General features: G+C 64.5%; 1 protein-coding gene. It reads left to right on the forward strand.

The genetic code is table 11. The features are described 5' to 3' along the window. Positions 1-12: 12 nt before the first annotated feature. Positions 13-8,649: non-ribosomal peptide synthetase (locus O3301_RS28480; RefSeq protein ID WP_305058147.1), on the forward strand; the 8,637-nt coding region annotated here is incomplete at its 3' end.

Below are 8,649 nucleotides of genomic sequence, written 5' to 3' on the forward strand. Positions count from 1 at the left end.
GACCAGCGCCTGGTGGGCTATGTGGTCAGGAACGACATCGACATTGACAGCGCAGCGCTCCAGCTTGCCCTGCAGGCCAGTCTGCCGGCCTACATGGTGCCATCCGTGTGGGTGACGCTCGATGCGCTGCCGCTGAACCCGAACGGCAAGGTCGACCGCAAGGCGCTGCCTGCGCCGGACGCGAGCCTGTCGCAGGCCGGGTATGTGGCGCCGCGCAGCGAAACGGAGCAGAAGTTGGCGGCGATCTGGGCGGAGGTGCTCAAGGTCGAACGTGTCGGCATCCACGACAACTTCTTCGAGTTGGGCGGCCATTCGCTGCTGGCCGTGCGCTTGCTGTCGGCGATGGAGCAGGCCGGGGTCAAGGCCGACGTACGCGGTATGTATGCGGCTGCCACCCTGGCAGAGCTGGCGGCGGCAATTGACGTCTCACCGGCCGGCGCAGCGGCTTTCGCCGCACCGCCGAACCGCATTCCCGCCGCGTGCCAGCGCATCACGCCGGACATGCTGCCGCTGATCGATCTGACCCAGGACGAGATCGACCGAATCGTGGCCACCGTGCCCGGTGGCGCGGCCAACGTGCAGGATATTTATCCGCTGGCACCGCTGCAGGAGGGGATGTACTTCTATCACCTGATGCACCGCGAGAGCGATCCGTATGTCATTCCGTCGCTGTTCGCAGTCGACACGCCGGCGCAGTTCGAGGCGCTGCTGGACGCTTTGCGCAGTGTGATTGCGCGGCATGACGTACTGCGCACCGCCATTCTGTCCGACCAGCTGCGGGTTCCGGCGCAGGTCGTGTATCGCCAGCTTGAGCTCAATGTCGAGATGATCGAACTGGGCACGGCAAGCGATCCGCAAAGCCAATTAGAAGCTCGCTTCAACAGGCCGATGGATCTTTCCAGAGCGCCGATGCTGGAAGTTTGCGTCGCGCGCGAGCCGCACACGGGCAAGGTGTATGTGCTGTTCCGAAGTCACCATCTGATCGACGACGCTACCTCGTCGATGCTGCTGCATCGGGAAATCCAGGCGCATTTGGGTGGCCAGGCGGCAGCTCTGGCGGAGCCGGTTCCCTATCGAGAATTCCTCGCGCATGCGCTTGACCAGGCCGGCCGCAGCGATATCGAGGACTTTTTCCGCAAGACCTTGGGTGATGTGACAGAGCCGACCGCGCCTTTCAGGTTGCTCAACGTGCATGGCGATGGTAGCGCGACCGTTGAGGACAGCAAAGCGCTGGACGCGGCGCTGGCGCGCGATATTCGCCAAGTGGCAAGGCGGCGCAGGATTAGCCCCGCAACTCTGTTCCACGCGGCCTGTGCGCTGGTCATCGGCGCCTGCAGCGCGCGCGACGACGTGGTGTTCGGCACCGTGCTGTCCGGGCGCCTGCAAGGCACGGCCGGCGCAAGCAACATGCTGGGCATGTTCATCAACACGCTGCCGCTGCGCCTGAAGCTTGAAGGCATCAGCGTGGATAGTCTTGTGACGCAGACGGAGTTGGCGCTGCGTGAGCTGCTGTCCTACGAACAGGCACCGCTATCGCTGGCGCAGCGCTGCAGTGGCTTGGCAAGCCACGTGCCGCTGTTTAGTGCGATTCTGAATTATCGCAATGCCGCTCGATCGGCAGACGGGCAGGGCACGGATACCTCGGCGGACGACATCGCGCTGCTTGCCTACAGACTGCGCACCAATTATCCGATGACGATTTCTATCGATGATCGGGGCGATGACTTCCTGATCGATGCGCATGTCCATCACAGCATTGTTCCGTTGCGCGTGATCGCCTATCTGGAGCAGGCGCTGGCCGGTCTGGTGCAGGCGCTGCGGTCGCAGCCGGACATGAACGCCGGCGATATTTCGGTGCTGCCGCCGCAGGAGCGCGAGCAGTTGCTGGCGGTGGGCACGCGGATAGCGCAGCGCCATGATGGCGACAGCGCGCTGCACGAACTGTTTGAAGCGCAGGCGCAAGGCGCGCCGCAGCAGGTGGCCGTGGTGTTCGAGGGCCAGTCGCTGACTTACCAAGAGCTCAATGCGCGGGCCAACCGTCTGGCCCATTACCTGCGCGGACAGGGCGTGGGGCCGGACAGTCTGGTCGGCATCTTCGTCGAACGCGGTCTGGAGATGATTGTCGGCCTGCTGGGTGTGTTGAAAGCGGGCGGCGCCTACGTGCCGCTCGACCCGGTCTATCCGAACGAGCGCCTGGCCTATATGGCCGGGGACAGCGGGCTGTCGCTGCTGCTCACGCAGGAATCGCTGCTGGAGCGGGCCGCTGAATTGTCGGCCGGCCGCGCCGTCATCATCGCCGCGCTCGATGCGCCAGCCTTCGCCGGCCAGTTGCAGGCGCATGCGGACTGCAACCTGGCTCGTCTGCCGGCGCAGGGGCCCGACAATCTGGCCTACGTGATCTACACGTCCGGCTCGACCGGCTTGCCCAAGGGTGTGCTGATCGAGCACCGCAATGTCACGCGGCTGTTTGCCGCCAGCACCGGCCAGTTCGGTTTCAACGGACGCGATGTCTGGACCCTGTTCCACTCCTTCGGCTTCGACTTCTCGGTATGGGAAATCTGGGGCGCGCTGCTGCATGGCGGCCGCCTGGTCGTGGTGCCGCACTGGGTCGCCCGTTCGGCGCCCGATTTCTACCAGTTGCTGAGCAAGGAGCAGGTGACGGTGCTGAACCAGACCCCGAGCGCCTTCGGCATGCTGATCGTGGTGGACGGCGAGCAGCGGGCCCCCCTGTCGCTGCGCTGCGTGATCTTCGGCGGCGAGGCGCTCAACGTCGCCACGCTGCAACCTTGGGCCGCGCGTCACGGCGACGCTATGCCGCAGCTGGTCAATATGTACGGTATCACCGAGACCACGGTGCACGTGACCTACCGCCGCCTGCTGATGGCCGACATCACGAACACGTCCAACCCCAGCGTCATCGGCCATCCGCTGGCCGACCTGTGCGCGGTGATCCTGACGCCACAGCGGGGCTTGACGCCGGACGGCGTCGTGGGCGAACTCCACGTCGGCGGCGCCGGCCTGGCGCGCGGCTACCTGAACCGTCCAGAACTGAGCGCCGAACGCTTCATCGCCAATCCCTTCCATGACGCCGGCGAGCCGGCCAGCAGTACGCGGCTGTACCGCACGGGTGATCTGGTGCGGCGTCTGGCCGACGGCAACCTGGAATATGTCGGCCGCATCGACGAGCAGGTGAAGATTCGTGGTTTCCGCATCGAGTTGGGCGAGATCGAAAGCCGGCTGGTCCAGCACGAGGCCGTGGCTGCAGCCGTGGTGGTCGTGCGCGAGGATATCGCCGGCGACAAGCGGCTGCTGGCCTATCTGACCGTGCAGGAAGGGCGGGACGCTTCCGCCGCAGCGCTGCGCGAATATCTGCTGGCAAGCCTGCCGGAATATATGGTGCCGGGCGCTTTCGTGCTGCTCGAACAATTGCCGTTGACGCGCAACGGCAAGGTGGACCGGAAGGCGCTGCCGGCGCCGGACGCCAGCCAGTTCCAGCGCGAATATAGCGCGCCGCAGACGGACACGGAGCACAAGCTCGCCGCGATCTGGGCCGAGGTGCTTAAGGTTGGACAGGTCGGCATCCACGACAACTTCTTCGAACTTGGCGGCCACTCGCTGCTGGTGGTGCAATTGCTGGCGGCGATGCAGCAGGCCGGACTGCAGACCGATGTCCGCACGATCTATGAGGCGTCGAGCCTGGGCGCGCTGGCAGCCAGAGTGGATGCATTGGCGGGTGCCGGCGAAGCGCCCTTTGTTGCGCCGCCCAACCTGATTCCTCCCGTATGCGGACACATCGCGCCGGCCATGCTGCCACTGGTTGAACTTAGCCAGGACGAAATTGACCGCATCGTGGCCAGCGTGCCCGGTGGCGCGGCCAATGTGCAGGACATCTATCCGCTGGCGCCGCTGCAGGAGGGGATGTACTTCTACCACCTGATGCATCGCGAGAACGATCCCTATGTGCTGCCATCGCTGTTTGAGGTTGACTCGCGCGCGCAGTTCGACGCGCTGATCGAAGCGCTGCGCAAGGTCATCGCGCGGCATGACGCGCTGCGCACCGCGATCCTGTCCGAGAACCTGAGTGTTCCGGTGCAGGTCGTCTATCGCCAGGTCGATCTGAGTATTGACATGGTGGAGCTGGGCGATAGCGCCGATGCGCGGAGCGCGCTCGTCGGCCGCTTCCATCGTCCGATGGACCTGGCCGTCGCGCCGATGCTGCGCGTTAGCGCGGCGCAGTCCCCGCAATCTTCCAGGGTCTATGTGCTGTTACATGCCCACCATCTGATCGAGGACGTGACCTCGCAGCTGATGCTGGTGTCGGAGGTGCAGGCCCATCTCGCCGGCAGCATCGACCACCTTGCGCCGCCCGTGCCTTACCGAGAATTCGTGGCCCATGCGCTGCACCAGGCCAGCAACAACGATGCGCAAGCCTACTTCAGCAAGGTGCTGGGCGATGTGACCGAGCCGACGGCGCCGTTCAATCTGCTCGACGTACACGGCGACGGCAGAGATATGACGGAAGGGCACAAGGTGCTCGACGCGGCGCTGGCCAATGCGATCCGCCAACTGGCGAAGCAGCGCAAGACCAGCCCGGCGACCTTGTTCCATGCGGCGTGGGCGCTGGTGGTTGGTGCCTGCAGCGCGCGCGACGACGTGGTGTTTGGTACCGTGCTGTCCGGGCGCCTGCAAGGCACGGTGGGTGCGCGCAATATGCTGGGCATGTTTATTAACACGTTGCCGTTACGGATGAAGCTGGACGGCATCAGCGTGGACGCACTGGTGGCACAGACCGAAGCGGCGCTGCGCGAGATGCTGCCATATGAACAGGCGCCGTTGTCGTTGGCCCAGCGCTGCAGCGCCATGGAACCGTCCGCGCCCCTATTTACCACCTTGATAAACTATCGGCACAGCGCCCTGAACCAGGAGACCGCGCAGGCGGAATCGGGTGGAATCGGATTGCTGCGCTCGGAGGAGCGCACCAACTATCCACTCAGTCTGGCGGTGGATGACTGGGGCGACGACTTCGTGCTGGCCGTGCAGGGCAATGCGCAGGCCGCGCCAGGCCGTATTTGCGGCTATATGCAGACGGTGCTGGAGAATCTGGTGCTGGCATTGGTGCAGGCGCCGCGCACGCCGGCGACCGCCGTGGAAGTGCTGCCATCGCAGGAACGCCAGCAACTGCTGGTGGAATGGAATAGCACCGCGCAGGCTTACCCGCATGGGCAGACCTTGCACGGACTGTTTGAAGAACAGGCGCAGCGCAGCCCTGAATCGGTGGCTCTGGTGTTCGGGGACCAGTCCCTGACTTACCGCGAGCTTAACGCGCGCGCCAACGGTCTGGCGCATCATCTGATACGATTGGGTGTTGGCCTTGACGACCGTGTCGCCATCTGCGTCGAACGCAGCATCGACATGATCGTCGGTCTGCTGGGCATCCTAAAGTCGGGGGCCGCGTATGTGCCACTCGATCCGGTTTACCCGACCGACCGCCTGGCTTATGTAATGGAGGACTGCCAACCGGTCGCACTGCTGACCCAAGCCCGCCTGCGGGATCGCCTTGGCCTGTTCCAGGGCGTGCATCTTGCATGCCCGGTGCTGACGCTCGATGCGGACCGGCTGGACGATGCGGCTGGCGAGGCGTGGCCTGGCAATCCGGAACCATCCCGGCTCGGTCTTAGCGCGCGCAACCTGGCCTACGTAATCTACACGTCTGGCTCGACCGGCGCGCCGAAAGGGGTGATGATCGAGCACGCCAGCGTGGTCAACCTGGTCCTCAGCTGTATCGACTGCTATGCGCTGACCAGCCAGGACCGTGTGCTGCAATTTGTATCTTTCGGTTTCGACAGTTCGATTTCGGAAATCTTCCCCGCTTTGTCGGTCGGGGCAAGAGTCGTATTGCGCCCCGCCGAATTGAAGGTGCCGGACGAGCACTTCGTCCGCTTCCTGCAGCAGCAGGGTATCACCATGACGGACGTGCCGACGGCGTTCTGGCATCTGTGGACGCAGGAGGTGCAGGCCGGGCGTTGTCTGCCGGGCCAGGCGCTGCGCCTGGTCGTGACCGGCGGAGAAAAGGCCGACCTGCGGCATCTGGCCGGTTGGTTAGGCGCTGCGGGGCTGTCGCAGGGGCGCTGGCTGAATACTTATGGTCCGACGGAAGCGACTGTACATGCGACAACGATCTCCTTTGACGGCAAGTCGCCGCTGCCGAAACAGGACATCCCGATCGGCAAACCGATTGCCAATGCGCGCGTCTATATCCTCGATTCCCACCTGCGGCCGGTTCCGGTCGCGGTGGCTGGGGAAATTTATATCGCCGGTGCGGGCGTGGCGCGAGGCTATCTGAATCGCCCGGAACTGACGGCGGAACGATTCATCTCCGACCCGTTCGGCGGCCAGCATGGTGCGCGCATGTACAAGACGGGTGATCTGGGCCGTTGGCTGGCCGACGGCAATATCGAATACTTGGGCAGGAATGATTTCCAGGTCAAGTTGCGCGGCTTCCGCATCGAACTGGGCGAAATCGAGACAAGGATCGCGCGGCACGAAGATGTGAAGGACGCGATGGTGATCGTGCGCGAGGATATCGTCGGCGACAAGCGTCTGGTGGCCTACCTGACTGTGGTGGATGGGCGCGACGTTACCGCTGCCGCGCTGCGCGAACACCTGCAGGCGAGTCTGCCGGAATACATGGTACCGGGCGCCTTCGTGGTGTTGGAGCGATTCCCGCTCACGCCAAACGGCAAGATCGACCGCAAGGCCCTGCCAGCACCGGACCAGTCCGCGCTGGCAACAGGGGAGTATGAAGCGCCGCAAGGTGAAGTGGAAGAAACGCTGGCCCGCATCTGGCAGGAACTGTTGGGTGTCGAGCGAGCAGGGCGCCACGATAATTTCTTTGAGTTGGGCGGCCATTCGCTGCAGGCAGTGCGGGTGGTGTCGCAGCTGCGGCAGGCACTGGGCATCGAAGTGGCGCTGCGCGACGTCTTCATGGCGCCGACCCTGGAAGGACTGGCGCACGTGGCGGCACATGCCGCAGCGGCGTCCCTGCCGCCAATCGGCGTGGCCGAGCGCGGCGCGCCGGTGCCGCTGTCGTGGGCGCAGCAGCGTCTGTGGTTCCTGGACCGGTTCGACCAGGCGGCCGGTGCGGCCTATCATCTCCCTGCCGCGCTCAGGTTGCGCGGCACGCTCGATGTTGCGGCCCTGGGCCGCACGTTGGACCGCATGGTGGCGCGTCACGAAAGTCTGCGCACCACGTTCGCGAACATCGACGGCCAGGTGGTGCAGCTGTTCGCCCCCGACAATGCCGGCTTTATGCTGGAACAGTTCGACCTGAGCGCCCTGGTGGGCCACGAGCAGGAAGCCGCAGTGGCACGGCAGGCCGTGGATGAAGCAGTCCGTCCGTTCGACCTGTCAGCCGGCCCGCTGGTCCGGGGCCGCCTGCTCAGGCTTATGCAGGACGAGTACGTTTTGCTGGTGACCCAGCATCACATCATCTCGGACGGCTGGTCGATTAATGTGCTGGTGCGCGAAGTGAGCGCGCTGTACACGGCGTTCAGCCAGGGCCAGGCAGATCCGCTGCCGCCGCTGGCAATCCAGTATGCCGACTATGCGGTATGGCAGCGTAACTGGCTGCAGGGCGAGGTGCTGGAGCGTCAGCTCGGCTACTGGAAGGAGCGGTTGGCGGGCGCGCCGGCGCTGCTGGAGCTGCCGACCGACCGACCGCGTCCGGCCGTGCAGAGCTACGCGGGCGGCATGGTGCCGTTCGCGCTGTCGGCAACGATAACGGAAGGACTGCGGGCGCTGGGGCGCCGTCATGGCGCGACCCTGTTCATGACCCTGCTGTCGGGCTGGGCGTTGCTGCTGTCGCGCCTGTCGGGGCAGGACGATATCGTGATCGGCACGCCGGTGGCGAACCGGCAGCGCAAGGAGGTCGAACCGCTGATCGGCTTCTTCGTCAATACGCTGGCCCTACGGGTCAGGCTGGAGGACGACCCGAGCGTGGCGCAGTTGCTGGAGCAGGTGAAGGCGAATACGCTGGACGCCTACGCGCATCAGGACCTGCCGTTCGAGCAGGTGGTCGAAGCGCTGCAGCCGGTGCGCAGCATGAGCCACAGCCCGGTCTTCCAGGCTATGCTGGCCTTGAACAACACGCCGAATGATGGAGAGCTGTCGTTACCGGGACTGACGCTGTCTTCGGTGGACGCGCCCAGTACGACGACCCACTTCGACCTGTCGCTGGCGGTGACCGAAGCGGACGATGTCCTGTACGGCACGCTTGAATACGCCACCGATCTGTTCGATACCGCCACGATCGAGCGCTGGATTGGCTATTTCCAGCGCACCCTCGAGAGCATGGTGACTGACGAGCAGCAGCCGGTGCATGTGCTGAACCTGATGGACGAGCAGCAGCGACACCAGGTGGTTGTCGATTTCAACCACACGCAGCGCGACTATCCCCGCGAACGCTTAGTACATCAACTATTCGAGGAGCAAGCCGGACGCAACCCGGACAAGATGGCTGTGGTATGCGAAGCGCATACGGTAAGCTACGCAGAGCTGAACCGTCGTGCCAACCAAGTTGCACACGCTCTGCAAGAAATGGGCGTCAAGCCTGATGATCGTGTGGGCTTATGTCTGGAGCGGAGCATCGAG

It is taken from the genome of Janthinobacterium sp. SUN211, from assembly GCF_030587315.1.
Taxonomy (GTDB): domain Bacteria; phylum Pseudomonadota; class Gammaproteobacteria; order Burkholderiales; family Burkholderiaceae_D; genus Janthinobacterium; species Janthinobacterium kumbetense.